This window comes from Gordonia westfalica (genome assembly GCF_900105725.1).
In the GTDB taxonomy this organism is placed as follows: Bacteria; Actinomycetota; Actinomycetes; order Mycobacteriales; family Mycobacteriaceae; genus Gordonia; species Gordonia westfalica.
On the sequence record NZ_FNLM01000034.1, the window covers coordinates 481,894 to 508,131 of the forward strand.

Here is a 26,238-nt window from a genome sequence, read left to right on the forward strand (position 1 = left end):
CGTCCCGTCAGGTGTTGAAGTACTTGGCTTCCGGATGATGCAGCACGAACGCGTCGGTGGACTGCTCGGGATGGAGCTGCAGCTCCTCCGACAGCTGAACGCCGATCCGCTCCGGCTCGAGGAGTTCGATCATCTTCGCGCGGTCCTCGAGGTCCGGGCAGGCGCCGTAGCCGAAGGAGAAACGCGCACCGCGGTATTCGAGGTCGAAGAAGCCCTGAGCGTGCTCGGGATCTTCGCTGTCCATCGACCGGTCGCCGAACTTCAGCTCGCTACGGACGCGCTGATGCCAGTACTCGGCGAGCGCCTCGGTCAGCTGCACACCGATGCCGTGCACCTCGAGATAGTCGCGGTAGGCGTCCTCGGCGAACAGCTTGTTCGCGAAGTCGGCGATCGGCTGACCCATCGTGACGAGCTGGAACGGCATGACGTCGACCCGGCCGGCCGCCTTCGCGGCCTCGCGCGACTGGATGAAGTCGGCGATGCACAGGAACCTCGACCGCTGCTGGCGCGGGAACGAGAAGCTGAACCGCACCGGCGCATCGGGATCCGGCTCGGTCAGCACGTGCACCGTGTCACCCTCGCTGACCGCCGGGTAGTACCCGTAGACCACCGCGGCGTGCTGCAGGATGTTCTCGGTCGAGAGCCGGTCGATCCAGTACCGCAGACGCGGACGTCCCTCGGACTCCACGAGCTCCTCATACGACGGGCCGTCGCCACCGCGGGCGCCGCGCAGGCCCCACTGGCCGAGGAACAACGCACGCTCGTCGAGCAACTGCATGTAGTCGGCGATCGGCACGCCCTTGACGATGCGCGAACCCCAGAACGGCGGGGTCGGGATCTCGTTGTCGGCGGCCACATCCGAGCGCGCCGGCACCTCGACCGGGGTCTCGGCGGCCTTGCGCTTCGCCGCGATCCGCTTGGACCGCTCGTGGCGGGCCTTGCGTTCGGCGGTCTTCGCCGCCTCCGCCTTGGCCTCCTCGCTGTCCGGATCGGGGCCGCCGCCGCGCTTGCGGGACATGATGTCGTCCATCAGCCGCAGGCCCTCGAAAGCGTCACGCGCATAGTGCACATCGCCCTCGTAGACCTCCGACAGGTCGTTCTCGACATACGAGCGCGTCAGCGCCGCACCACCGAGCAGAACCGGGTACTCGTCGGCGAGACCACGGGTGTTGATCTCTTCGAGGTTCTCCTTCATGACGACGGTCGACTTCACGAGCAGACCGGACATGCCGATGACGTCGACTCTCTTGTCGGCGGCGACGTCGAGGATGGTCGTGATCGGCTGCTTGATGCCGATGTTGACGACCTCGTATCCGTTGTTGGACAGGATGATGTCGACGAGGTTCTTGCCGATGTCGTGCACGTCGCCCTTGACGGTCGCCAGCACGATGCGGCCCTTGCCGTCCTCGCCAGTCGACTCCATGTGCGGCTCGAGGTGCGCCACCGCGGCTTTCATGACCTCCGCGGATTGCAGCACGAACGGCAGCTGCATCTGGCCCGAGCCGAACAGTTCGCCGACCGTCTTCATGCCCGACAGCAGGGTGTCGTTGATGATCGACAACGGCGGGACCTGTGTCATCGCCTCGTCGAGATCGTCGGTCAGTCCGTTGCGCTCGCCGTCGACGATGCGACGTTCGAGCCGCTCGAACAGCGGCAGCTTCGCGAGCTCCTGGGCGCGCGACTCGCGTGCCGACGCCGCCGAGACGCCCTCGAAGAGCTCCATCAGCTTCTGCAGCGGGTCGTAACCCTCGCGTCGGCGGTCGTAGACCAGATCCAGCGCGACCTGACGATGCTCCTCGGGGATCCGCGCCATCGGCAGGATCTTCGACGCGTGCACGATCGCGGTGTCGAGGCCGGCCTGCACGCACTCGTGCAGGAACACCGAGTTCAGCACCTGACGCGCGGCCGGGTTGAGGCCGAACGAGATGTTCGAGATACCCAGCGTGAAGTGGACGTCCGGGTGCGCCTCGTGCAGCCGGCGGATGGCTTCGATGGTCTCGATGCCGTCGCGCCGGACCTCCTCCTGACCCGTGGAGATCGGGAAGGTCAGGGCGTCGATGATGATGTCCTCTTCGGCGAGGCCCCAGTTGCCGGTGATGTCGGCGATGAGTCGCTCGGCGACGCTGACCTTCCAGTCCGCGGTCCGCGCCTGCCCCTCCTCGTCGATGGTCAGGGCGACGACGGCGGCGCCGTGCTCGACGACGAGCCGCATGATCTTGTTGAACCGCGAATCCGGCCCGTCGCCGTCCTCGTAGTTCACCGAGTTCACCGCGCAGCGTCCGCCCAGCGCCTCGAGTCCGGCGCGGATGACCTCCGGCTCGGTCGAGTCGAGCATGATCGGCAGCGTCGACGACGTCGCGAAGCGGCTCGCGAGGACAGCCATGTCCGCGGCGCCGTCGCGACCGACGTAGTCGACGTTGAGGTCGAGCATGTGCGCGCCGTCGCGGGTCTGGTCCTTGGCGATGTCGAGGCACTTCTGGTAGTCCTCGGCGATCATCGCCTCGCGGAATGCCTTGGAGCCGTTGGTGTTCGTACGCTCGCCGATGACCAGGAAGCTCGCATCCTGGTCGAAGGGCACCGCGCTGTAGAGAGACGAGGTCTCCGACTCGTGCTCAGGCGTTCGGGTCGCCGGGGTGACCTCGGCGACGGCGGCGGCCACCTGGCGGATGTGCTCCGGCGTCGTGCCGCAGCAGCCGCCGACGAAGGACAGGCCGAACTCTCCGACGAACTGGGCCATCGACTCGGCCAGCTCTTCGGGTGTCAGCGGGTACTCGGCACCGTTGGCGCCGAGCACGGGCAGACCGGCGTTCGGCATGACCGAGACCGGGATGCGCGCATGCTTCGACAAGTAGCGCAGGTGCTCACTCATCTCCGCCGGACCGGTGGCGCAGTTCAGGCCGATGAGGTCGACGCCGAGCGGCTCGATCGCCGCCAGCGCGGCACCGATCTCCGACCCGAGCAGCATCGTGCCGGTGGTCTCGACGGTGACGTGGCTGATGATCGGGATGCGCCGGCCCACCCGGTCCATGGCGCGCTGCGCGGCGATCACCGCGGCCTTCACCTGCAGCAGATCCTGGGACGTCTCGATGAGCACCGCGTCGGCGCCGCCTTCGAGCATGCCGATGACGCATTCCTGGTAGGCGTCGCGGATCACCGCGAACGTGGTGTGCCCGAGACTCGGCAGCTTGGTTCCGGGCCCCATCGAGCCGAGCACGTACCGACCTGTGCCGTCTGCGGAGGGACCCATCTCGTCGGCGACGCCGCGCGCGATCGCGGTGCCCTTGTAGGCCAGCTCACGGATGCGGTCGGCGATGTCGTAGTCGCCGAGGTTCGACAGGTTGCAGCCGAAGGTGTTGGTCTCCACGGCGTCGGCGCCGGCCTCGAAATAGGCACGGTGGATGCCCTCGAGGACGTCGGGCCGGGTGTCGTTGAGGATCTCGTTGCAACCCTCGAGGTCGCGGAAGTCGTCCAGGGTGAGGTCCGCGGCCTGGAGCATCGTGCCCATCGCCCCGTCGCCGATCAGCACTCGCCGCGACATCGCCGACAGGAAGGTCGTGTCGAAGTCGCGCGGTTTGTGGCCGCGATCACCGGGATATTCGAAGGACATGGTTGACAGCGTAGTTCGCCCTCTCTGCGTGTTCGGTCGTAGGCTGGTTCGGTGAACGCTGAGCAGATGTCGAACCTTCCCCAGCTGCGCAGACCCATTCTGCTCGCGGCCTTCGAAGGCTGGAACGACGCCGGGGACGCCGCCAGCAGTGCCGTCGAGCATCTCGCTCTCGAGTGGGACGCTCGTCCGCTCGCCGACATCGACTCTGACGAATACTACGACTTCCAGGTCAACCGCCCCACCGTCAAGCAGGTCGACGGCGTGACGCGGCGAATCGAATGGCCCACGACATCGATCTCCTGGTGCAGTCCGCGCGGCGCCGACCGTGACATCGTGCTCGTCCGGGGCATCGAACCGAACATGCGGTGGCGGGCCTTCTGCGCGGAGATCGTCGAGCTCGCCCAGGAGCTGGAGGTCGAGACCACCGTGATGCTGGGCGCACTTCTCGCCGACACCCCGCACACGCGACCGGTGCCCGTCACCGGAACGGCCTACAGCAGCGAGTCGGCGGCCCGGTACAACCTCACCGAGAGCCGTTACGAAGGCCCAACCGGCATCACCGGCGTGCTCCAGGACCTGTTCGTGCAGGCCGGTCTGCCCGCGGTGTCCTTCTGGGCCGCGGTGCCCCACTATGTGTCCACCCCGCCCAACCCGAAGGCCACGGTCGCACTGCTGACGCGGGTCGAGGAGGTCCTCGACATCGAGGTCCCGCTCGGCACCCTGCCCGAGCAGGCCGAGGAATGGGAGCGCGCGGTCACCGAGATGACCGAGGACGACGAGGAGATCGCCGACTACGTACGCGGGCTCGAGGAGCGCGGCGACGCCGAGGTGGACCCCGACGAGGTGATGGCGAAGATCGACGGCGACGCGCTGGCCGCCGAGTTCGAACGGTATCTGAAGCGTCGCGGACAGGGTCCGTTCGGAGGGTGAGCTCCCACCGATCGGCAGTCGCGCGTCGGGCCGGTGTCATGGGTGCGATCGGTCTGGGCATCGCGACCTCCGCGCTCGCCGGATATGTCACCCGCAACCTCACCTACGACCGTCGGGAGGCGTCCCTCCTCGCATCGAGCGGGGTGACGCAACGGTCGGCCACCATGCCCGACGGTGCGGTGATCAGCTACGGCGAGGGCCCACCGGGCGGCGACCCTCTGCTCCTGATCCCCGGCCAACAGGTCTCGTGGACCGACTACGCGTCCGTTCTGGGCGCGCTGTCCCAGGACTGGCACGTGTTCGCCGTGGACTGCTTCGGGCACGGCGGCTCCGCGAAGGACCCCGCTCTGTATCCCGCGCTCCGCCAGACCGCCGCACTGGCCTGGTTCATCGACACGGTGATCGGTGCGCCCGCGGTGGTGGCCGGTCATTCGTCCGGCGGACTTCTCGCGGCGCGTCTTTCCGCCGACTCCCCCGACCTCGTGCGGGCCGCCCTCATCGAGGACGCGCCGTTCTTCGCCACCGAATCCGACCGCGCACCGGGCACCTTCGCGTGGCGCGACGGCTTCCGGCCCATGCACGAGTTCCTGAGCACTCCCCACGACGCATCGATGACCTGGACGCGCCACTGGGTACGCCACAGCCATCTACGAACGCTGTTCGGCGACAAGGGCTGGGCGAAGCTGGTCCGCGGTCCGGTGGAGCGTCGGCTCGACCTCGATCCGCACCGCATCCCTCGGCTGTGGTGGCTGCCGCCGACGATGAACCGGGCCCTTGCGCTGACCGCGTGTCTGCAGGACGGCACCGGCGACTACGACCTCCGCTACGGCGAGATGTTCTACGACGGCACGTGGTTCGGAGGATTCGACCAGACCGAAACGCTGGCCCGGGTTCGCGTACCCGCGACCCTGCTGCACACCACCGTGCACGAACAGGACGGCGTGCTGCTCGGTGCGATGACCCACGACGACGCGCGCCGGGCGCACGTGCTGATGCCGGACTGCCTACTCGTCGACCGGATCCCGTCGGGACATGACATCCACCGTCAGCGTCCGGCGTTGTTCGTCGACGCGATCAACGCCCTGCGCGGGCGGATCGGATGAGCGACGACCCGGGTCAGCCGATCTTCTCGATGGAGACGACAGGCGTGGTGATCCGCCACGTGCGGACGTCGGGATCGTCGGCGGCGCGCACCCAGAACTGAGCCGATTCGCCGAGCCGGCAGGACTTCACCCCGAGCAACGGGATGTCCTCCGAGTCCCGGCGGAGACGACTGACCGTCCAGTCCTCGCTGTCGGTGCCTCCGACGCCGGGAGCGCGCAGCAGCGTCATCTCCTGGAAGTCGAGCAGATACGTAGACGTCCGGGTGACCACGGTGTACACCCCGGCGTCGGTGTCGGGTCGGATCTCTTGCACGCGCGCCACGAGAGCACTGTACCCAGAGCGATCGGCTCCGTCCGGGCGAGGTCGGTCAGGGCGTCGTCGGGACCTGGGCCGAAGCCGGGATACCGAGCAGTGCGTCGACCGCGGCGGCGAGGTCGGCCGGCGCCTGTACCGACGATCCGATTCCGCTCCGCACATCGGCACACCAGGCATCCACTGCGGCAAGCGCTTTCGGCGTGTCGAGATCGTCGGCCAGGTGCTGGCGGACACGTGCGATCACCGGCGCCGCGTCGGGACCGGTGGGCGCGGCGAACGCCGTCCGCCACCGGTCGAGTCGTTCGAGGGCGGTGTCGAGGACCGATTGCGTCCACATGCGGTCACCGCGGTAGTGGTCGGCGAGCAGCGCGAGGCGGATCGCGGCCGGATCGACGCCCTCGCGGCGCAGCACCGACACGAACACCAGGTTCCCGCGGCTCTTGGACATCTTCTCGCCGTCGAGGCCGACCATGCCGGTGTGCACGTAGTGGCGGGCGAAGCGTCGTGAATCCGTCAGGGCCTCGCCGTGGGCGGCCGAGAACTCGTGGTGCGGGAAGATCAGGTCGTTGCCGCCGCCCTGGATGTCGAACTCGATACCGAGGCGATTGAGCGCGATCGCCGAGCACTCGATGTGCCAACCCGGACGTCCCGGACCGAAGGGCGAATCCCAGGATGGCTCGCCCTCCCGCTTCGCGCGCCACAGCAGGGCGTCGAGCGGGTCGCGCTTGCCTGCCCGATCCGGGTCGCCGCCGCGCTCGGCGAAGAACCGGGCCATCGTCTCGCGGTCGTAGCCGGACTCGTAGCCGAACTGTTCGGTGGCGTCGGTCCGGAAGTAGACGTCGGGGTACTCGGCGTCGTCGACGGTGTAGGCGGCACCAGAGGCCAGGAGCTTCTCGACGACCTCGATGACCTCGCCGATCGACTCGACGGCACCGATGTAGTCGCGCGGCGGCAGCACCCGCAACGCGGTCATGTCGTCGCGGAAGAGCTGGGTCTCGCGCGCACCGAGGTCGCGCCAGTCGACGCCGTCGCGGTCGGCACGTTCGAACAGCGGATCGTCGACGTCGGTCACGTTCTGCACGTAATGGACGTCGTGCCCCTGGTCCCGCAGGACACGGTTCACCTGATCGAACGTCAGGTACGTCGCGGCGTGCCCGAGGTGGGTGGCGTCGTACGGGGTGATCCCGCAGACGTACATGGTGGCGGTCTGTCCGGGGGTCACCGGACGGACGGCACGGTCGGCGGTGTCATAGAGGCGAAGGGCTGGTCCCTCGCCGGGTACCGCCGGAAGTTCCACATCGGGCCACGACTGCATGGCGTCCACTGTATTGCCCACTCACCGCGAGGTGTTCACGGCCCGGCCCCGCCGGCGTCGGGGATCACACCTGTGCGATCAGAACGGGGCGATCAGAACGGGGGCCAGGGAATGGGCCGATGCCCCGGCGGCATCGGCATGGTCTCACTCTCGGCGATGACGATCGCCCGGACGGTGAGCGCGTCGACCTCGTCGGCGGTGATGTGGCGCAGCAGATCGGCGCGGAGAGGCGAGCTGTCCGTCTCGAGGCGTTCGGCCAGTTCGGCGACGTCGGCGACCAGGTGTCCGGGGACCGGCTCCCCCGCCCAGCCCCACAGGACGGTCCGGAGTTTGTCGTCGGAGTGCAGGCAGATGCCGTGGTCGATGCCGTAGACGCCGCCGTCGAGGCCCTCGAGGACGTGGCCGCCCTTGCGGTCGGCGTTGTTGAGGACGACGTCGAGCACCGCGAGCCGCTGCAGGCGCGGGTCGTCGGCGTGGACGAGCACGACGGGCTCTCCGTACGGGTCGTACGCCTGCAGGACCGCGAAGAACCCCGTCGGCACCGCCTCGACCGGGCAGAGATCGACCAGGTCGATCCGCGGCTGTGTCTCCACCGGCGGATGCTCCGAGTTGTCCGGCGTCTCGATCCACAGCTGCACCATGCCAGGCCCGACCGGTCCGTCCCGGTGGATCGTGATGGGGATGGCGCCCCAGCCGAGGGCCTCGGAGACGAGATACGACGCGACCTCGCGTCCGGCCAGGGTGCCGTCGGGGAAGTCCCACAACGGGACCTCGCCGCGGATCGGCTTGTACACGCATCTCACCGACTGCTCATCGAGCACGGCGTCGCACACCAGCGTGGCGTTGCTCGCCGACGGGATGCGGCCGAGGATCGTCAGTTCGCCGTCGCGGAGGATCTCGAGCGGCGACACATCACCCGGTGCGGACCCCGAGGACTCCGGTTGTGGACTCGCGGCCGCCGGCGTCAACGGGTACGCCCCCGGATCACATCCGCCCCCGGGGTCTCACGCCGGCGAGGAGGGTCCGGGAGTCTCCGGATCCTCGTCGTCGGGACCGTCCTGATCGTCGTCGTCCTCGTCGACGAGGAAGCTCGGATCTGTCTGCGCGGCAAGGCTGTTGAACACCTCGGGATCGATGAAGTCGATCGACTTGCTCAACTGCGCATCACGTTTGTAGCCGTTGGTGCGCACGCACAGGTGGCCGTCCGGATCGAGCGGCTCGCTGCACAGCGGGCACGGCTGGCGCCCGGCGGAGATGACCTTCGACGACCGGGCGGCGAACTCTCGCGCGGCCGCGGTGGTCAGGAACACGCGCACCGCATCGGGTCCCTCGTCGGTGTCGTCGAGCACGACGCTCTCGTCGAACTCCCCCTCGGTGACCGCCAGGAGCTCCACGACGACGGCCTCGGATTCGGCGTCCCAGCCCAGACCCATGGTGCCGACGCGGAACTCGGCGTCGACGGGCATCACGAGCGGACTCAGGTCGCCCACGCGATCGGTCTGCGGCGGTATCGGGGTGCCGAACCGGCGATGGATCTCGTCGAGGAGGGCACCGATTCGGTCGGCGAGGATCTGGACCTGCTGCTTCTCGAGCATCACGCTGATGATGCGTGTCTCGTGGACGGCCTGGAGGTAGAACGTGCGGTCGCCGGGTTGCCCGATCGTGCCGGCAACGAACCGGTCCGGGCTGCGGAACACGTGGATCGCTCGGGACATCACACCTCCTCAGTTGTTCTGTTCATTATCCCGATGTCGCCGGGATCGTCGCAGCGGCACCGGTCTCCCCGCCCACGACAGCGTCATCGGAGGCCTGCTGGGCGTCGTCGGTGGGCGGCCGGGGAGTCGGCACCGAGAGCTTCTGGGTGTTGTTCACGGTGTGCACATACGGGCGCGACGAGGAGTAGCGGATGACGCTGATCGACGCCGGCTCGACGACGATCCGCTGGAATGCGTCGAGGTGGCTGCCCATGGCGTCGGCGATGATCGACTTGATGACATCGCCGTGCGAGCAGGCGACCCACACGTCGGAGCCGTCGGGTCCGCCGTAGACCCGGTCGAGTTCGCGGATGGCGCGAACCGCACGCGCCTGGACGTCGGCGAGACCCTCCCCGTCGGGGAAGACCGCGGCCGACGGCTGCTGCTGCACGACCTTCCAGAGCGGCTCGGCGAGCAGCTCCGAGATGGGACGGCCGGTCCAGCCGCCGTAGTCGACCTCGGCCAGGTCGTCAACGACGACCTCGGGCGGACGGTCGCCGTTGGTGCCGAGCGCGGCGAGTAGCGGCGCGACGGTCTCGGCACAACGATCGAGCGGCGAACGGACCACCGCCTTGATCCCGCCGAGATGATCGCCGAGGCGGCTCACGAGGTCGTCGGCCTGTGCGCGGCCCCGATCGTCGAGGTGGACTCCGGGGCTACGACCGGCGAGCACACCCGAGGTGTTCGCCGTCGAACGGCCGTGCCGGAGAAGGATCACGGTCATGCCACAACCATAGGCATGCACGCCCGTGACCCGCACACGGCGAGCAGGTCGGGCGTCAGGTCGCGGAGATCGTGCCGGTGGACAGCAGGATGATGAGGATGACACCCAGGATCACGCGATAGGCGCCGAACCAGTTCATCGAGTGATTGCTGACGAACTTCAGCAGCCAGGCGATGGCCGCATATCCGACGATGAACGCCACGATCGTCGCGACCAGCAGCTGCGGCCCGGTGGCCTCCATGCCCTCGCCGCTGGGGTTGAACGCATCCGGCAGGCTGAACAGGCCCGATGCGGTCACCGCCGGGATGGCCAGCAGGAACGAGAACCGGAAGGCCGCCTCACGTTCGAGGCCGAGGAACAGACCGGCGCTGGCGGTCGCACCCGAGCGGGAGACACCGGGGATCAATGCCAGACACTGTGCGCCACCCATGACCAGGCCGTCGCGCAGCGTCAGCTTCTCGAGCGGGCGCTGCTTGGTCCCGTAACGCTCGGCCAGCCAGAAGACGCCGGCGAAGACGATCAGCATGATCGCCACCAGCCACAGGTTTCGGCCGGTGGTGCGGATCTGGTCCTTGGCGAGGAAGCCGATGAGTCCGATCGGGATGGTCGCGAAGATCACATACCAGCCGATGCGGTAGTCGAGGTTGCGTTCCTCGGCGTGGAACAGGCCGCGGAACCAGGCCGCGATGATGCGGACGATGTCCTTGGCGAAGAACAGCAGCACGGCGGCCTCGGTGCCGAGCTGGGTGACCGCGGTGAACGACGCCCCGGCGTCCTCGCCGAACATGAGCTCCGATGCGATACGCAGATGCCCGGACGACGAGATCGGCAGGAACTCGGTGAGACCCTGTATCGCCCCGAGGACGATCGACTGGGTCCAGGTCATGGTGTCGGTCACGGCGCCCGATGCTACGCGGAGCCCCGCCCTCGGACCGGGCTCGGCGACACGCGTCGACCCGCCTGAGAGCCGGACTCGACCGGTCACGCAAGATGGGTTCATGCACTCGTCTCGACGACCGAGCCCCCGTCACCAGCCCCCGAGAGGTCTCGCACGGTTGCGGCGCCCGGTCGCCGCGGCGGCGACGCTCGCCGTCGGTGTGGCGATGATCACGGCGTGCGGCTCCGACGACTCCGGCACCCCGGACGTCCCGACGGTCGCCCCGGCGACCGCGGTCGAGGCACCCGCGACCTCCGAGCCGGCCGGACTCACCGTTCCGGCACCCGTCGGTTCCCGGGCACTCGCGGCCTCCGGTCGCACGGTCGCGGTCGTCTCGCCGGACGGCAGGCAACTCCTGCGATTCGACACCGCTGCCATGGCCACGCCGCCCACCCCGGTCGAGGTGCCCGGACTGACCGCGCTCGCGCCCGACACCGACGGCGGTTATCTCGGCGCCGGGCCGGGTGCGCTGGTCGTCGTCGACGCCGAGGGCGCCGCCCGCACCGCCGAACTCGACACCGACTCGCCGACCGCGGTCGTACGCGCGGCGTCGGGCCAGATCCTGGTGGGCACGGCCGACGGCCGGGTACTGATCTACGACGGAGACATCGAGAACGGCGAGCTCCGGAAAAAGCACGATCTGCGCGAGTTCGTCCGCGTGGATTCGCTCACCGCGGCACCGGCCTCCGCCGAGGGCCTCGACGGCCAGGTCGTCGTCCTCGACCGCGCCCAGTCGTCGGTGACCCCGATCGACCCGGAATCCGGGGACACCGGTCCCGCGCTTCGTGCCGGCAACGGTGCCACGAACTCGACCGTCGACCGCTTCGGGCGCATCCTGGTCGCGAACACCCGCGACGGCGAGATCCTCGGGTTCTTCGGGTCTCCGCTGGTCATGCGGTTCCGCTACCCGGTGGCCGACGGCCCGTACGCCGTAGACTACGACGAGTCCCGCAACCTGCTCTGGGTGTCGACAACCGGGAACAACGAGGTGGTGGCGTATGACCTGGCCGACGGTGAACCGAAGGAGAAGCAGCGGTTCGCGTCTGTCGTCCAGCCCGACTCCATCGCCGTCGACGAGGCGGGCACCGTCTACGTCCTGTCGGCACGCGACGGCCGACTCCAGGCCGTACCGCCGCCCGGCACCCCTCTCGGTGTCACGGCGGTCGAGCCGGGCCGGTGACCATGAGTTCTGACCGGCGACCCCACACCAGGCATTCACGGACCTTCGCCCGCGTCGGCGCGAAATACCCGACCGGCTGGGAGGTCACCTCGGAGGACTTCGAGTGCCTGCTGCTGAAGCTGCCGCCGGATGTCACCCGTGTCACCGCGTCGATGCGACTCGCGATCGAGGCCGAGTTCGGCGGCTGGGAGCTGTCCCGGGTCCGCCTCTACTCCGACGGAACGCGCAAGGTCCTCCTCAAACGCCGGCGTCCGCCCCGCGGTGCCCGATCACTCGGTGCGGACACCCCCCAGACAAACCACCGTCGCACCGATCACGACGGCCACGACCCCCGGAGCGCCCAGGCATGCTGACCGCCGACACCGCCACCAAGGTGCTGATCGCACTCAACCGGTGGTGCTATCCCCTGCTGCTCAAAGTGATGTTCCTGTTTCCGCCGGAACGCATCCACCACATCGTCTTCGTGCTGCTGCGCGCGGTGGGCCGGTTCTCACCGCTGGCCTTCCCGGTGGCCAAGGTGCTCGCCCACCATGACCCGGTCCTCCGCAGCCGCGTGTTCGGCGTGGACTTCCCGGTCCCCATCGGGCTGGCGGCGGGCTTCGACAAGACCGCCGGAGCCGTGAACGCTTGGGGCCAAATCGGTTTCGGTTCCGCCGAGATCGGCACCATCACCGGTCAGGGGCAGCCCGGAAACCCGCAGCCGCGCCTGTTCCGACTGCCCGCCGACCGGGCGCTCATCAACCGGATGGGCTTCAACAATCCCGGAGCGCACGTCGCCGCCGAACATCTCCGAGAGGTCCGGCGCGGACCGGTGTCGGTGCCGATCGGCGCCAACATCGGCAAGACCAAGGTCGTCCCCCTCGACGAGGCGATCGACGACTACCGGTTGTCGGCCGGCCTCCTGGGGCCGCTCGCCGACTTCGTCGTCGTCAACGTGAGCTCACCCAACACCCCCGGCCTGCGTGATCTGCAGGCCGTCGACTCGCTGCGTCCGATCCTCGCCGCGGTACAGGCCGAGGTCAATGTCCCGGTCCTGGTGAAGATCGCCCCCGATCTCGTCGACGACGACATAGACGCGGTCGCCGACCTCGCCGTCGAACTCGGTCTGGCCGGCATCGTGGCCACCAACACCTCCATCGGCCGCGAGGGCCTGCGGACACCCGACGCCGAGGTGCGCGAGATCGGCGCGGGCGGTCTGTCCGGGGCGCCGGTCGCCGATCGCTCGCTGGCCGTGCTGAAGCGGCTCTACAACCGCGTCGGCGGCAAGATCGCGATCGTGAGTGTCGGCGGCATCGAGACCGTCGATCAGGCGTGGGAGCGCATCTGCGCCGGCGCCGATCTGCTGCAGGTCTACACCGGATTCATCTACGGCGGACCGCTGTGGCTCTACGAACTCCACTCGGGTCTCGCCGAGCGCCTGCGCGCCGGTGGGTTCGCGTCGATCTCCGACGCGGTGGGCTGCGCCGCGGCCGAGTAGCCATGGACAGTGCGCCGACAACGGCGTCCCGACCCTGGGTCGGGACGCCGTTGTCGTCGTTGACTTCTCAGACGTTCTCGCCGGGCTGTTCGTAGGTGCCCACGAGGGTCGCGCGGGCGATCGCATGCGAGAACAGATTGAAGCCGAGGTAGGCCGGAGTGGCCGCCTCGGGCAGATTCAGCGTCTCGGTGTCGACGGCGTGCACGACGACGAAGTAGCGGTGCGGTCCGTGTCCGGGCGGCGGGGCGGCGCCGATGTAGCGACGCAGCGATGCGTCGTTGGTGAGCGTGACGGCCCCCTCGGGCAGACCCGAACCGTCCTCGTCACCGGCGCCCTCGGGCAGGCTGGTGACGGACACCGGGATGTCGGCGACGGCCCAGTGCCAGAAGCCCGACGCGGTGGGTGCGTCGGGGTCGTAGACGGTGACCGCGAACGACTTGGTCTCCGAAGGGAATCCGGACCAGCTCAGCTGCGGCGACAGGTCTTCTCCACCCGCGCCCATGATTCCGCTGACCTGACCGTTGGCCAGGGGCGAGCCGTCGGTGAGGCTCTCCGAGGTCAGCGTGAAACCAGGCAGGCTCGGTAGCGGGGAGTACGGGTCGAAGGACGACATGTGTTCACCTTTCGGACGTTTCGCGCATGGGAACGATCTGCCGACCACTCTATGTGAGTGGTCAGCTGTGGAGCAGGAAGTGTTCCAACACCTCGGTACCGAACAGGACCGCGTCGACGGGCACACGCTCGTCGACGCCGTGGAAGAGCGCCGCGAAGTCGAGGTCGGGCGGCAGCTGCAGCGGCGCGAAACCGAAGCAGCGGATGCCCAGCTTGGCGAACGCCTTGGCGTCGGTGCCGCCGGAGAGCATGTAGGGCACCGTCTTTCCCTGCTCGTCGTGGGCGAGGACGGCGTTGTTCATGGCGTCGACGAGGTCGCCGTCGAACGTCGTCTCGTACGAGTCGAGGTGGGTGATCCATTCTCGGGTGACATTCGGCCCGATGAGCTCGTCGATCTCCTTCTCGAAGGCGGCCTGACGGCCCGGCAGCACGCGGCAGTCGATGACGGCCTCGGCCTTCTGCGGGATGACGTTGGCCTTGTAGCCGGCCTTGAGCATCGTCGGGTTGGCGGTGTCGCGCAGCGTCGCGCCGATGATGCGGGCGAGATTTCCGAGTTTGAACAGCGACGTCTCCAGATCGGGAGCGTCGGGGCTGAAGTCCAATCCGGTCTCGGCGCTGACCTCGGCGAGGAACTGACTCACCGACTCCGTCATGACGAGCGGGAACGTGTGTCGGCCGATTCGTGCCACGGCCTCGGCCACCTCGGTGACCGCGTTGTCCGCGTGCAGGAACGAGCCGTGACCGGCACGCGCCTCCGCGGTGAGACGCATCCAGCCGAGGCCCTTCTCGGCCGTCTCGACGAGATACAGGCGTTTCTGGGTGCCGTCGGGGCGATCGACGGTCAGGGAGAAGCCACCGACCTCGCCGACCGCCTCGGTGATCCCCTCGAAGAGGTCGGGCCGGTTCTCGACGAGCCAGTGGGCACCCCAGGTGCCGCCGGCCTCTTCGTCGGCGAGGAAGGCGAACACGATCTCGCGCGGCGGGACGGTGCCGTCGCGTTTGAACTGGCGGGCCAGCGCGAGCGCCATCCCGGCCATGTCCTTCATGTCGACCGCACCGCGTCCCCAGATGTACCCGTCCTTGACCGCGCCGGAGAACGGGTGGACGCTCCAGTCCGCCGGTTCGGCGGGAACCACGTCGAGATGGGCGTGGATCAGCAGCGCCCCGCGGTCGGAGTCAGGCGGTCCGGCGAGGCGTGCGAAGACGTTCCCGCGGCCCGGGCGGCCCGACTCGACGTACTGTGTGGTGTATCCCACTTCCTCGAGCTGCTGCGCCACCCATTTGGCGCACTCTTCCTCGCCTTTTGTGGTTTCCGGCTCCCCGGTGTTGGAGGTGTCGAACCGGATCAACCGGCTGACGAGATCGACTACTTCAGTGGTCGCAGACTGTGAAGACACCCCTCACTCCTACGGGATTTGGGATACACGGGCAACCTCGGTTAGTGTTATCCCGCTGCCGAGAACAGCGGAGAGAAATCCCCGCCGGAGCGACGCAGCAGAGCAAGTCCGAGTGGCGGAATGGCAGACGCGCTAGCTTGAGGTGCTAGTGTCCTATTAACGGACGTGGGGGTTCAAGTCCCCCCTCGGACACCGCAGATACAACGAGAAAACCCCCGGCTCCGGCCGGGGGTTTTCTCGTTCGACCTCGATACCGCGCGGACACGCTTCGTGTGCACGAGCGACTCGGCCGGCTGATACGGCTAGGTTCCGGCCGTCTCCATCATCGACCCCCAGACGCGCGAGTACGGCAGGTCGATGGAGTTCTCCACGAACGCCTGCAGGATGGCGCGTCGCAGCCGGCGCTGGACCGCCCACTGCCCGTTCGGCTTGGTCTTGACCGTGAGACGCAGGACGACCTGATCCGAGGACACCTCCTGCACGCCGAGCATCTCGATGGCGCCGAGGATGTCGGTGTCGTCTTCCTCGATCGCTGCACGTGCCGCATCGGCGGCCACCCGCTGTGCCTTGTCGATGTCGGCGCCCGGCGCCACCGGCACGTCGACGCGGGCGACCGCGAACTCCTGACTCATGTTGCCGACGCGGGCGATCTCGCCGTTGCGGACGTACCAGAGGGTGCCGTCGATGTCGCGCAGAGTGGTCACGCGCAGCCCCACGGTCTCCACCTCACCGATGGCCTCGCCCAGGTCGACGATGTCACCGACTCCGTACTGGTCCTCGAGGAGCATGAACACCCCGGTCACGAAGTCGCGGACCAGGTTCTGTGCGCCGAAACCGATCGCGAGACCGACGATGCCGGCCGAGGCGATGAACGGCGCGATGTTCACCCCGAGGACACTCAGCACCGACAGCACCACCCAGACGAGCAGCACGATCGACACCGTGGACTTCAGCACCGAACCGATCGTCGCGGCCCGCTGGGCGCGTCGAGCGGCGATCTGGGCGCTGCGTTCGGTCGTCGGCGCCTTGGGCCGCAGGCCGCGCATCAGGGTCGCGCCACGCGATCTCTCGCCGTCCCGGGACCGTGGGCGGGTGGCTCGGTCGATGGCGCGATGGATGGCGTAGCGCACGACCAGCGCGACCAGGATGTAGGCCGCGATGCGGATCGGGTTCTCGATGATCCATTCGCGATTCGTGTCGGTCCATTCGAAAGCCAGATTCTGAATGGTCATGACCCCGACCGTACGGACGATGAGATCGTTGTCCAGTCGTGATCGGCCCGAGATCGGCGTCGTCGACCTCGAAAACCGTTGTCAGCCTGCGCGGAACGTGACGATGTTCTGATCGAGGATCATTCGGTCCTCTTGTGTGGCGACGGCCACATCGGGTGCCATGACCAGTGGGACGCCGGTGCCCTCCGAGGCGTCGAAGCCCGCGGTGTCGGCCACTCGGCCGGTGATGGTGAACAGGTCGGTGACACTCGGAACGCCCTGCGACACCAGGAACGACGGACCGTTCATGACGTGCACGTGCAGGTGCGGTGCAACCGAGTTGCCGGTGTTGCCGACCTTGCCGATGACTTCTCCCCGGCGCACGCGGTCCCCCGGCTTGAACCGCACCGAGCCGGGTTGCATGTGGGCGTAGTTCACATAGAAGCCGTCACCGATGTCGAGGACGAGGTTGTTGCCGTCGGCGTCGCTGATGGGCAGCCCCTCCGGGTACTCGCCCGGCACCTGTTCGGGCAGGTCGTTGCGGCTGGCCACCACCGTCCCGTCGGCGACCGCGAGCGCGTCGTCGCCGAAGATCCGGTAACTGGCCGGGTCTTTGGCGTCGCCGACGAAGATCTTCCCGTCGGGTCCGGCCTGCTCCCAGTCGACGGCGTAGCGCTGCGCGAGGATCGGAGCGCCGTCGAGCGGCAGGAGGGCACGTGTGTGCCGGACCGCGTCGCAGCAGGCGTCCGCGGCGATGTAGTGCTCGCCGATCAGCGGCGGACCGAGGACCGGGACCACGCCGTCGTTCACGTCGACCGCCGCGATTCTCTCGGTGGTCTCACGCATCTCGGGCGGCGCCTCGTCGGCCCGGACAGAGATCTCGTGGATCAGCTTCTTCGGCGCGTCGCCCTCGAATTGCAGGTGGAGGAACAACACGCCGTTCTGCCCCGGAGCGAGCACCTCGGAATACCCCTCGGGCACATCGGGTCTCGGCGGTACGGACGGCGCTCCGGTGGGCTTGAGCCGCCCGGCCACGCCGGCCTGGTCGAGGCCGAGCAGCACCGGGGAGCCCTCGGCCCCCGCGTCGAGCGCCTTGACCCCGGTGATGGTGACCGGGGTGCGCATGAAGTTGGTCAGCGACACCTCGTAGACGAGATGATCGGAGCCGTCCGACCCGGCGAACGGCGTCGGCGTGAACATCACCGAACCCACCACCGGGGTGACGACCGGTTCGGCGACAACCGGTACTTCCGTACCACCGGAGTCCTCGGCACCACCGCAGGCGGCCAGTACGAGCGCCGCACACACGCCGAGGACGGCCAATGAAAGTCGTTGTGGGTGCATCGCGTTCCTCCGCGGCCGTCGCGCCGACGGCGATCCGCCCGGCTCTCCCGGGGAGTCTAGGGAACGCCGGGGCGGCGCGCGGGTCCTCACCGCAGACCGGGCACAATTGTGACGTGACCCAGCGCCTGTTCTTCGACTGCGACACCGGTATCGATGATTCGGTCGCACTCCTCTATCTGCTGGGCCGCGCCGACGTCGATCTCGTCGGCATCGCCTCGACGGCCGGCAACGTCCCCGTCGACGTGGTCACCACCAACAACCTCTCCTGGCTCGAACTCTGCGGCCGACCGGAGATCCCCGTCCACGTCGGGGCGGCCGCTCCCCTCGTCGCCGAACTCATGACGACCGAGGACACCCACGGTCCGCTGGGAGTCGGCCATGCCGAACTGCCCACCCCGACCATCACGCCGAGCCACGCCGACGCCGCCGACGCGTGGATCGAGGCGTCCCGGACCCACGACGGCGAGCTGGTGGGACTGGTGACCGGTCCCCTGACCTCGCTGGCGACCGCGATCCGCCGGGACCCGACGCTGCCCGCACGTCTGCGCCGCCTGGTGATCATGGGCGGCGCCTTCCACACGCACGGCAACACGACACCGACCTCGGAGTGGAACATCGCGGTCGACCCGGAGGCCGGCGCGGAGGTCTTCGCGGCGTTCGGTACCGACGGCGCACCGGAACCCATCGTGTGCGCGCTCGATCTCACCGAGCAGGTCGTGATGACCCCGGACCACGTGGTGCGCCTGGCCGCCGCGTCGGGGAGCCCGCCGCTGGAATGTCCGGACGCGAGCGACGAACGGGGACTGCGTTCGGTCGCCGACAACGAGATCATCCGGCACCTCACGGATGCCCTGCGCTTCTACTTCGAGTTCCACCATGACCACGACGAGGGTTACATCGCCCATCTCCACGACCCGTTCGCGGCGATGGTGGCCCTGACCCCCGATCTCGTCACGAGCATCCCGGCGCGGGTCGACGTCGAGCTCGTCGGAACCCTCACGCGCGGTATGACGGTCGCCGACGAACGCTGGATGTCGCCGCTGGGACCCAACGCCCGCATCGCCACGGCCACCGACCTCGACGCCGTGTTCGACGACCTCGTCGAGACGATCGGCGCATTCGCCCGCGCCTTCGTCCGGACCTGAGGCGCACACCCGCATAGAGTTGACCGGTGACTCGACTCGGTTATCAGATCGCCAACTTCACCTACCCGGACGTTCCCGCCGAACGGCTCTTCCCCACCGTCGTCGCGCAGGCACAGGAGGCGGAGAGCTCCGGCTTCGACACCGTGTTCGTGATGGACCACTTCTATCAGCTGCCGATGCTCGGTCAACCCGACGATCCGATGATCGAGTGCTACACACTGCTATCCGCGCTCGCGCAGCACACGTCGACCGTCCGCCTGTCGTCGCTGGTCACCGGCAACACCTACCGTAATCCCGCGCTCCTCGCGAAGACCGTCACCGCCCTCGACCTGGTCTCCGGCGGTCGCGCCCAGCTCGGGATCGGGGCGGGATGGTATGAGCTCGAACATGATTCGCTCGGTTTCGAGTTCGGCACCTTCACCGACCGGTTCGAGAAGCTCGAGGAGGCCCTGCAGATCATCCGCGGCATGCTCGCCGGTGAACGCCCCAGCCTCGACGGCAAGCGTTACCGCGTCGCCGATGCGCTGAATGTCCCTGCGCCGCTGTCGAGGATCCCGGTGATGATCGGTGGTGGCGGCGAGCGCAAGACCCTGCGGATGGTCGCCCAGTACGCCGACGAGTCGAACCTGCTGTGCCCGCCGTCGGACATCCCGCGCAAACTCGACGCCCTCGCCGAGCACTGCGACCGACTCGGACGCGACCGGTCGGAGATCACCGTCACCGTCCAGACCTACACGTGCACGGCGCCCACCCACGAGGAGGCGGTCGCCGACTACGAGGCCTATGTGGCGCGCACGCCGGCCGCCGAGGTGCGGCGCGGGATGACGATCATCGGCGACCCGGACGAGGTCGGGGCCCGCTACGCGGAGATCCTGGCCGCGGGTGTCGACGGGTTCACCGTCAACGCCGCCGCCAACGGCCATGTGCCGGGCCGGGTCTCACTCCTCGGCGAGACGCTCGCGCCGTTGCTCGGCTGAACAGGGTCTGCTCGTCGCTCAGCGATTGTCGAAGACGTCGACGATGCGCTGAGCGGCGAGCGCCGGCGTGAGCACGCCCTCGCGCAATTCGTCCTCGACCTCGGCACGGATGTCACGGACCCCGGGCGACTCGGCCAGACGGCTGAGCACGATGTCGTGGACCATCGACCACGTCCAGTCGATCTGCTGCTGGTTGCGGCGCGCGGTGAACTCCCCTGCTTCCCTGAGGGTCTGGTTGTGCTTCACGACCGTGTTCCAGAACTCGTCGACGCCGGTCTTCTCGATCGCACTCATCGTCAGCACCGGCGGCGTCCACAGGGCGTCGTGCGGATAGATCAGATGCAACGCGTTCCGCAGTTCGCGTGCCGCACCCTTGGCCTCGTTGAGGTGTTTGCCGTCGGCCTTGTTCACCACGACGACGTCGGCGAGTTCCAGCACGCCCTTCTTGATGCCCTGCAACGAATCCCCGGTGCGGGCGAGCGTCAGGAACGTGAAGGTGTCGACCATGTTGGCGACGGTGACCTCGGACTGCCCGACGCCGACGGTCTCCACGAGCACGACGTCGAAGCCTGCGGCCTCCACCAGCACGATGGATTCGCGGGTCGCCTTGGCGACGCCGCCGAGCGTGCCCGACGTCGGCGACGGCCGGATGTAGGCGTTCTTCTCCGTCGACAGGCGGCCCATCCGGGTCTTGTCACCGAGAATCGACCCGCGGGTGCGCGTCGAACTGGGGTCGACGGCGAGAACCGCCACCTTGTGCCCCAGCTCGACCAGGTGCATGCCGAGCGCCTCGATCGTCGTCGACTTGCCCACGCCCGGAACGCCGGTGATGCCGACCCGGAACGAGTTGCCCGCGTGCGGGGTCAGCTTCAACAGCAGTTCCTGCGCGGCGGCCCGATGATCGGGGCGCTTGGATTCCACCAGGGTGATCGCACGCGCCAGGTCGGCGCGGCGATCGGCCAGGACGGAATCGGCCAGCGCGTCGACGTCGACCCGACGCCGAGTACTGTCCGCCATCAGTTCGCGGCCACCCCGGGCAGCTCCAGGCCGAGGGTGTCGGCGAGCTTGCCGATGAGCTCCACGGCCGAGTCGGCGATGACCGATCCGGGCGGGAAGATCGCAGCAGCGCCGGCCTCGTACAACTCGGCGAAGTCACCCGGCGGGATGACGCCGCCGACGACGACCATGATGTCTTCGCGCCCGACCTCCTTGAGCGCCTCCCGCAGTGCGGGGACCAGGGTGAGGTGACCGGCGGCCAGCGACGACACACCCACCACGTGCACGTCGTTGTCGGCGGCCTGCGCGGCCACCTCCTCCGGCGTGGCGAACAGCGGGCCCACGTCGACGTCGAAGCCGAGGTCGGCGAACGCCGTCGCGATGACCTTCTGGCCGCGGTCGTGACCGTCCTGGCCCATCTTCGCGACCAGCACGCGCGGCTGGCGGCCTTCGGCCTCGGCGAACTGGCGCACCGCCTCGATCGCCGCGTCGATGTTGCTCACCTCGCCTGCCTCATGTCGGTACACCCCGCTGATCGTCTTGATCTCCGCCTGGTGGCGACCATAGACCTTCTCGAGCGCCTCGGAGATCTCGCCGACCGTCGCCTGGTGACGCGCGGCCTCGATGGCCAGGGCCATCAGGTTGTTCTCGATGCCACCCTCCGACGACGCCGCGGCGCGGGTCAGGTCGGCCAGTGCGGCCTCGACGGCAGCCGAATCACGCTCGGCGCGAAGCCTGCTGAGCTTCTCCAGCTGCTCGGCGCGCACCTTGGAGTTCTCGACCTTGAGGACCTCGATCTCCTCGTCGTCGGCCACCTGGTACTTGTTCACGCCGATCAGCGGCTGCTGACCCGAGTCGATACGGGCCTGCGTGCGGGCCGCGGCCTCCTCGATGCGCAGCTTCGGCAGGCCCTCGTTGATGGCCTGCGTCATGCCGCCGGCCTCTTCGACCTCGCGAATGTGCTTGCGCGCCTTCTGCGCGAGCTGATGGGTGAGGGTCTCGACGTAGTTCGAACCGGCCCACGGGTCGATCGGGCGGGTGGTGCCCGACTCCTGCTGCAGCAGCAGCTGGGTGTTACGCGCGATGCGGGCCGAGAAGTCGGTCGGCAGGGCGATCGCCTCGTCGAGGGCGTTGGTGTGCAGCGACTGGGTGTGACCCTGCGTCGCGGCCATCGCCTCCACACAGGTGCGGGCGACGTTGTTGAACACGTCCTGCGCGGTCAGCGACCATCCCGACGTCTGCGAATGTGTGCGCAGCGACAGCGATTTCGCGTTCTTCGGGCCGAACTCGGCGACGAGCTCGCTCCACAGGAGACGAGCCGCGCGCAGCTTGGCGACCTCCATGAAGAAGTTCATGCCGATGCCCCAGAAGAAGGACAGGCGCGGTGCGAACTTGTCGATGTCCAGGCCCGCCTCGAGACCGGCGCGGATGTACTCGACGCCGTCGGCCAGCGTGTAGGCCAGCTCCAGGTCGGCGGTCGCACCGGCTTCCTGGATGTGGTAGCCGGAGATCGAGATCGAGTTGAACTTCGGCATCTTCTGGCTGGTGTACTCGAAGATGTTCGAGATGATCCGCATCGACGGCTTCGGCGGATAGATGTAGGTGTTGCGGACCATGAACTCTTTGAGGATGTCGTTCTGGATGGTCCCCGCCAGCTTCTCCGGCGGCACACCCTGCTCCTCGGCCGCCACGACGTAGAGCGCCAGGATCGGCAGCACCGCACCGTTCATGGTCATCGACACCGAGACGTTGCCCAGGTCGATGCCGTCGAACAGCTGACGCATGTCGAGGATCGAGTCGATCGCCACACCGGCCATGCCGACGTCGCCGGCCACCCGCGGGTGGTCGGAGTCGTATCCGCGGTGGGTCGCGAGGTCGAAGGCCACCGACAGACCCTTCTGGCCGGCCGCGAGGTTGCGGCGATAGAAGGCGTTGGACTCGGCGGCGGTCGAGAAGCCCGCGTACTGGCGGATCGTCCACGGCTGGTTCACGTACATGGTCGGGTACGGGCCACGGATGAACGGGGCCTCGCCCGGAACCGAGTCGAGCGGGTACGGGTGCTCGGCATCGTCGAGGATCTCGTCGCGGTCGGTGCGGGTGTACACCGGCACGACGTCGATCTGCTCGGGCGTGTTCCAGGTGACCTGGTCGACGGAGTAACCGTGCGCGGACGCCAGTTCCTCGGTGACGGGCGCGCCGGGTCCGGCGGCCGCCGCCGGCGTTCCGTCGGTGAGCTCGACCCCGGCGAAGCTCGGGATCGACTGGGCCGAATCGGACTGTGACAGGTTGGGTTCGGTCTGGGTCATGCCGTCGCTCCCGAAGTTGAGAGAAGCTGATCGAGGAGATCGGAGAGCGTGCTCACCGCGTCGATGCCGACACGCAGCGAACCGTCGGGACGATCGCCTTGGGAATCACCGGATTCGGGCCATTCCTTGTCCGGGCCGGCGAGCAGGACCCTGGAGAGTCCGGCCGCACGGGCGGCCGAGAGCGCCGCCGGGCCGTCCTCGGCGTAGCGGGCCTTGGTGCCGCAGATGACCGCGATCGGGGTGTTCGCACCGGCCACCGCGTCACCGATCTTGTCGGCGGTCAGCGGGCCCGGGTTGACGACGGTGATGCCGCCGGCACCCAGCAGGTTGGCCACGAAGGTGGTGCGCCCGTTGTGTTCGGCGACGCTACCCAGCGGGATGAGCAGGATCGACGGGCGCGCACCCTGTTCGGCGAGCACCGCGTCGGAGCGGTCGCGCAGCGCCTCGAAGGCGCGGCCGATGCGGGCCAGCTTCGGGGTTCCGGTGACCACGTCGGTGACGCTCGACGCCGAGGCGCCCTGGGCGTCGGACAGAGCCCGCTCGTCGATGTTCGGGAACTCGTTGACGCCGGTGACGGAGATGCGACGATGCGCGACCTCGGTGTCGCGGCGGGCCAGCGAGGCCTCGACCTTCTCGGCGATCCAGCCGCTGTCGAGGGCGGTGCGGTAGCCACCGGCGGCCTCGACCTCGGTGAAGACGGCCCACGCATTGGCGGCGAGGTCGTCGGTGAGCGACTCGACGAACCACGAGCCGCCGGCCGGGTCGAGGACGCGTCCGATGTTGGACTCCTCGAGCAGCAGCAGCTGGGTGTTGCGGGCGATGCGACGCGAGAACGACGCACTCGAGGTGCGCTTGTCGGCCGGGATCGTCGCGTCGTAGGCCAGGACCGTCAGCTGGTCGGCGCCTCCGACACCCGCGCCGAAGGCGGCGATGGTGCTGCGCAGCATGTTGACCCACGGGTCACGCTGGGAGTACATCGACAGATCTGTGACGCCGTGGGTGATCGCGCCACCGGCGTCGGGTGCGCCGACGACCTCGGCCACGCGGGCCCAGATCTTGCGCAGCGCACGGAACTTGGCGATTGTCGCGAACTGGTCGTCGTCGGCCGAGACCCCGAAGGTGATCTGGTTCAGGGCCGCCTCGGCGGACAGACCGGCGGCGGTCAGGTCGCGCAGGTGCGCAACCGCGGCGGCCACCACGAGGGCGAGTTCGAGGCCGTTGTCGGCGCCGGCGGTCGCGAAGTCGCTGCCGTCGACGCGGAAGGTCCGGACCCCGACGGGGAGGTTCGACGCGGCGAGCGCGGTGGCCTCGTCGGAGTCGACGGTGGCGCGGCCGGAGAACGCCGCGGTCAGCGGCGAGAGTCCGAAGGAATGCGTGGTCGCCGCGGTGGGAGCGGCGGCGACCGGTGCGGCCTGTGCCTTCTCCTTGAGCGAGAGCAGTTCCCGGGCGGCGGCGATGCCCTCGGTACCGGCGTCGAGCGTCACCGGCACGAGATCGAGGTAGACGCCGCGCAGCACCGTGGCGAGGTCGGCGACACCGAGACCGCCACCGGGCTTGCCGACGGACAGCCAGAGTCCGCTGGTGCCGTTGGCCATCGCCTCGAGGACGAGTTCGTTGACGTCCTCGGCCGGGGTCGCGTCATCGCCGAACCGCTCGGTGACGCGCCACCCGGTGGTGACGTCACGTGCGGGATCGGCGCCGCGGACGAACGGGAACCGGCCCGGCAGGCCCGGTTCGGTCGTCTCGTCGCGACGTGTGTACAGCGGCCGGATGGTCAGCCCGTCGGCGGTGTCGGTCGAGAGCAGGGCCTCCGGTGTGTCGGGGAGCTCGTCGACGTCGACCCGACGCGATTTCGCCAGAACGGCCGCGGCGGCCTTCGACCACGCCTGGTAGGCGTCGTCGAGTTCTTTCGGCTGGTCAGTTTGCTGTGGCATGTGGGGTAGCACACCTCCGTGAGTGCTCTGTGCGAGCGCGTACACGACCTTAGCCGATCGCTCGCTCGGCCCATGAACGCGGTCGGCGTGAGCTGCGCCACCGAAGAGGGGCGAGCAGGTCGCGACGCCGAGGGGTCTCGCGACGTCCAGAGTAGAGTGTCCGGGTGCCCGAGCCAGCCCCCGTCACCGAGGTGACACCTGATGCAGCGGGCGGCCGACGGCGCCTCACCTTCGACCGGCGGGTCGTGCGGCGCGCGCTTGTCGCGGCCGCAGTCGTGGCACTGATCCTCCTCGGGTCGTATCTGATCCCGCTCCCCTCGATCGGCAGTGTCCGGGCGTGGGGCGACGACCTCGGGCCGGCGTTCGTCTGGTTGTTCTTCGCGGCATATGCCGTCGTGACGATCGCCCCGATCCCCCGCTCGACCTTCACCGTGATGTCCGGCATCTTCTTCGGGCCGGTCGTCGGATTCGCGGGGGCCATGATCGCGTCGTCGATCGCGGCGGTCGCGGCCTTCGGCCTGGTCCGGGCGCTCGGACGCGACCGGGTGCGGCCGTTCCTCAAGAAGCCGGTCGTCAAGACCGTCGAGTACCGCCTGGAGCGTCGCGGCTGGCTGGCCGTCGGCTCACTTCGCCTGATCGCCGCCTGCCCCTTCTCGGTCGCCAACTACTGCTCGGCATTGTCGTCGGTACGGCCGCTGCCGTTCACGGTGGCGAGCATCATCGGCATGGCGCCCGGCACCGCGGCGGTGGTCATGCTCGGCGACTCCCTGACCGGCGAGACCGACCCTCGGCAACTGCTGATCAGCGGCGCACTCTTCGCGGTCGGGATCATCGGGTTGATCCTCGACGCCCGGCTGCCGGTCTCATCCGGCAGCACGCAGGTTGCGAGGCTTGATCCCGATGAATCAAGTTCCAAAGCTTGATCAATCCAGCCATTAGACTTGATCACTCATAATCAAGCCCGTAGGCTTGT

The 26,238-nt window shown here is 68.6% G+C and carries 22 protein-coding genes and 1 tRNA gene; 9 read left to right on the forward strand and 14 right to left on the reverse strand.

All coding sequences use genetic code 11. The annotated features are described in order from the left end of the window. Positions 1-7: 7 nt before the first annotated feature. On the reverse strand, positions 8-3,607 hold the full coding sequence (metH, locus tag BLU62_RS07540) for a methionine synthase (protein WP_074848951.1): 3,600 nt from the start codon (positions 3,605-3,607) through the stop codon (positions 8-10). Positions 3,608-3,658: 51 nt separating this feature from the next. Here metH and BLU62_RS07545 point away from each other — a divergent pair, with 51 nt between their 5' ends. Together BLU62_RS07545 and BLU62_RS07550 are read left to right on the forward strand one after the other, a co-directional pair. Next, positions 3,659-4,537: a PAC2 family protein gene (locus BLU62_RS07545; protein ID WP_074848952.1), complete on the forward strand. Its 879-nt coding sequence runs from the start codon at positions 3,659-3,661 to the stop codon at positions 4,535-4,537. Further along, on the forward strand, positions 4,534-5,640 hold the full coding sequence (locus BLU62_RS07550; RefSeq protein ID WP_074848953.1) for an alpha/beta fold hydrolase: 1,107 nt from the start codon (positions 4,534-4,536) through the stop codon (positions 5,638-5,640). The genes BLU62_RS07545 and BLU62_RS07550 overlap by 4 nt, the downstream gene beginning before the upstream one ends. A 13-nt stretch (positions 5,641-5,653) precedes the next feature. Here the strand turns inward: BLU62_RS07550 and BLU62_RS07555 are convergent, their stop codons facing one another. The 6 genes from BLU62_RS07555 to BLU62_RS07580 all read right to left on the reverse strand — a co-directional run bounded on the left by BLU62_RS07555 (position 5,654) and on the right by BLU62_RS07580 (position 10,647). Further along, the gene (locus BLU62_RS07555; protein ID WP_074848954.1) at positions 5,654-5,962 is read right to left on the reverse strand and encodes a hypothetical protein; all 309 of its coding nucleotides are present in this window, start codon (positions 5,960-5,962) and stop codon (positions 5,654-5,656) included. Between the two features lie 46 nt (positions 5,963-6,008). Beyond that, entirely contained in the window at positions 6,009-7,271 is a 1,263-nt protein-coding gene (gene mshC, locus BLU62_RS07560; protein WP_074848955.1) for a cysteine--1-D-myo-inosityl 2-amino-2-deoxy-alpha-D-glucopyranoside ligase, read from the reverse strand. Between the two features lie 92 nt (positions 7,272-7,363). Beyond that, entirely contained in the window at positions 7,364-8,239 is an 876-nt protein-coding gene (locus BLU62_RS07565; RefSeq protein WP_074848956.1) for an SCO1664 family protein, read from the reverse strand. Between the two features lie 36 nt (positions 8,240-8,275). Next, a complete protein-coding gene (locus tag BLU62_RS07570; protein WP_074848957.1) occupies positions 8,276-8,986 on the reverse strand; it encodes a DUF3090 domain-containing protein in 711 nt (236 codons plus the stop codon). A gap of 25 nt (positions 8,987-9,011) precedes the next feature. Next, entirely contained in the window at positions 9,012-9,749 is a 738-nt protein-coding gene (locus tag BLU62_RS07575; RefSeq protein ID WP_074848958.1) for an MSMEG_4193 family putative phosphomutase, read from the reverse strand. Positions 9,750-9,804: 55 nt separating this feature from the next. After that, positions 9,805-10,647: an undecaprenyl-diphosphate phosphatase gene (locus BLU62_RS07580; protein ID WP_074848959.1), complete on the reverse strand. Its 843-nt coding sequence runs from the start codon at positions 10,645-10,647 to the stop codon at positions 9,805-9,807. A 157-nt stretch (positions 10,648-10,804) separates the two neighbouring features. Between BLU62_RS07580 and BLU62_RS07585 the strand changes: the two genes are divergently transcribed. The 3 genes from BLU62_RS07585 to BLU62_RS07595 are packed head-to-tail and all read left to right on the forward strand — an operon-like array spanning position 10,805 to position 13,343. Continuing rightward, entirely contained in the window at positions 10,805-11,866 is a 1,062-nt protein-coding gene (locus BLU62_RS07585; RefSeq protein WP_074848960.1) for a hypothetical protein, read from the forward strand. Positions 11,867-11,868: 2 nt separating this feature from the next. Beyond that, positions 11,869-12,219: a DUF5703 family protein gene (locus BLU62_RS07590; protein ID WP_074848961.1), complete on the forward strand. Its 351-nt coding sequence runs from the start codon at positions 11,869-11,871 to the stop codon at positions 12,217-12,219. Beyond that, a complete protein-coding gene (locus BLU62_RS07595; protein WP_074848962.1) occupies positions 12,213-13,343 on the forward strand; it encodes a quinone-dependent dihydroorotate dehydrogenase in 1,131 nt (376 codons plus the stop codon). Before BLU62_RS07590 ends, BLU62_RS07595 begins: the two co-directional genes overlap by 7 nt. A 67-nt stretch (positions 13,344-13,410) precedes the next feature. Here BLU62_RS07595 and BLU62_RS07600 read toward each other — a convergent pair whose 3' ends face one another. Both BLU62_RS07600 and BLU62_RS07605 read right to left on the reverse strand, forming a co-directional pair. Beyond that, complete coding sequence (locus tag BLU62_RS07600; RefSeq protein ID WP_074848963.1) at positions 13,411-13,956, reverse strand: YbhB/YbcL family Raf kinase inhibitor-like protein; 546 nt, start codon at positions 13,954-13,956, stop codon at positions 13,411-13,413. Between the two features lie 61 nt (positions 13,957-14,017). Beyond that, complete coding sequence (locus BLU62_RS07605; protein WP_074848964.1) at positions 14,018-15,352, reverse strand: M20/M25/M40 family metallo-hydrolase; 1,335 nt, start codon at positions 15,350-15,352, stop codon at positions 14,018-14,020. A gap of 106 nt (positions 15,353-15,458) precedes the next feature. Between BLU62_RS07605 and BLU62_RS07610 the strand changes: the two genes are divergently transcribed. After that, positions 15,459-15,544, forward strand: a tRNA-Leu gene (locus BLU62_RS07610). Between the two features lie 110 nt (positions 15,545-15,654). On the opposite strand, the gene BLU62_RS07615 is transcribed toward BLU62_RS07610, so the two are convergent. Continuing rightward, on the reverse strand, positions 15,655-16,584 hold the full coding sequence (locus tag BLU62_RS07615) for a mechanosensitive ion channel family protein (protein WP_074848965.1): 930 nt from the start codon (positions 16,582-16,584) through the stop codon (positions 15,655-15,657). An 81-nt stretch (positions 16,585-16,665) separates the two neighbouring features. Continuing rightward, positions 16,666-17,907 (reverse strand): M23 family metallopeptidase, encoded by a 1,242-nt coding sequence (locus BLU62_RS07620; protein WP_074848966.1) that lies wholly within the window; start codon positions 17,905-17,907, stop codon positions 16,666-16,668. 113 nt (positions 17,908-18,020) lie between these two features. Here BLU62_RS07620 and BLU62_RS07625 point away from each other — a divergent pair, with 113 nt between their 5' ends. Together BLU62_RS07625 and BLU62_RS07630 are read left to right on the forward strand one after the other, a co-directional pair. Continuing rightward, positions 18,021-19,052 (forward strand): nucleoside hydrolase, encoded by a 1,032-nt coding sequence (locus BLU62_RS07625; RefSeq protein WP_074848967.1) that lies wholly within the window; start codon positions 18,021-18,023, stop codon positions 19,050-19,052. A 26-nt stretch (positions 19,053-19,078) separates the two neighbouring features. After that, positions 19,079-20,029 carry an LLM class F420-dependent oxidoreductase gene (locus BLU62_RS07630; RefSeq protein ID WP_074848968.1) on the forward strand — a complete coding sequence of 317 codons (951 nt, stop codon included), beginning with the start codon at positions 19,079-19,081 and terminating at the stop codon, positions 20,027-20,029. Positions 20,030-20,047: 18 nt separating this feature from the next. Here the strand turns inward: BLU62_RS07630 and meaB are convergent, their stop codons facing one another. The 3 genes from meaB to BLU62_RS07645 are packed head-to-tail and all read right to left on the reverse strand — an operon-like array spanning position 20,048 to position 25,265. Further along, positions 20,048-21,046, reverse strand: coding sequence for a methylmalonyl Co-A mutase-associated GTPase MeaB (gene meaB / locus BLU62_RS07635; RefSeq protein WP_074848969.1), 999 nt, complete (start codon positions 21,044-21,046; stop codon positions 20,048-20,050). Beyond that, a complete protein-coding gene (gene scpA / locus BLU62_RS07640; protein ID WP_074848970.1) occupies positions 21,046-23,331 on the reverse strand; it encodes a methylmalonyl-CoA mutase in 2,286 nt (761 codons plus the stop codon). Before scpA ends, meaB begins: the two co-directional genes overlap by 1 nt. Continuing rightward, complete coding sequence (locus tag BLU62_RS07645; protein WP_074848971.1) at positions 23,328-25,265, reverse strand: methylmalonyl-CoA mutase family protein; 1,938 nt, start codon at positions 25,263-25,265, stop codon at positions 23,328-23,330. The genes scpA and BLU62_RS07645 overlap by 4 nt, the downstream gene beginning before the upstream one ends. Positions 25,266-25,429: 164 nt before the next feature. Between BLU62_RS07645 and BLU62_RS07650 the strand changes: the two genes are divergently transcribed. Next, positions 25,430-26,188: a TVP38/TMEM64 family protein gene (locus BLU62_RS07650; RefSeq protein ID WP_074848972.1), complete on the forward strand. Its 759-nt coding sequence runs from the start codon at positions 25,430-25,432 to the stop codon at positions 26,186-26,188. The last annotated feature ends 50 nt before the right edge of the window (positions 26,189-26,238 follow it).

Coding starts and splice junctions, on each gene's coding strand:
- metH (WP_074848951.1), bottom strand. CDS start 3,607: ATGTCCTTCGAATATCCCGGTGATCGCGGCCACAAACCGCGCGACTTC.
- mshC (WP_074848955.1), bottom strand. CDS start 7,271: ATGCAGTCGTGGCCCGATGTGGAACTTCCGGCGGTACCCGGCGAGGGA.
- BLU62_RS07570 (WP_074848957.1), bottom strand. CDS start 8,986: ATGTCCCGAGCGATCCACGTGTTCCGCAGCCCGGACCGGTTCGTTGCC.
- BLU62_RS07575 (WP_074848958.1), bottom strand. CDS start 9,749: ATGACCGTGATCCTTCTCCGGCACGGCCGTTCGACGGCGAACACCTCG.
- BLU62_RS07590 (WP_074848961.1), top strand. CDS start 11,869: ATGAGTTCTGACCGGCGACCCCACACCAGGCATTCACGGACCTTCGCC.
- BLU62_RS07595 (WP_074848962.1), top strand. CDS start 12,213: ATGCTGACCGCCGACACCGCCACCAAGGTGCTGATCGCACTCAACCGG.
- BLU62_RS07600 (WP_074848963.1), bottom strand. CDS start 13,956: ATGTCGTCCTTCGACCCGTACTCCCCGCTACCGAGCCTGCCTGGTTTC.
- BLU62_RS07615 (WP_074848965.1), bottom strand. CDS start 16,584: ATGACCATTCAGAATCTGGCTTTCGAATGGACCGACACGAATCGCGAA.
- BLU62_RS07620 (WP_074848966.1), bottom strand. CDS start 17,907: ATGCACCCACAACGACTTTCATTGGCCGTCCTCGGCGTGTGTGCGGCG.
- meaB (WP_074848969.1), bottom strand. CDS start 21,046: ATGGCGGACAGTACTCGGCGTCGGGTCGACGTCGACGCGCTGGCCGAT.
- scpA (WP_074848970.1), bottom strand. CDS start 23,331: ATGACCCAGACCGAACCCAACCTGTCACAGTCCGATTCGGCCCAGTCG.
- BLU62_RS07645 (WP_074848971.1), bottom strand. CDS start 25,265: ATGCCACAGCAAACTGACCAGCCGAAAGAACTCGACGACGCCTACCAG.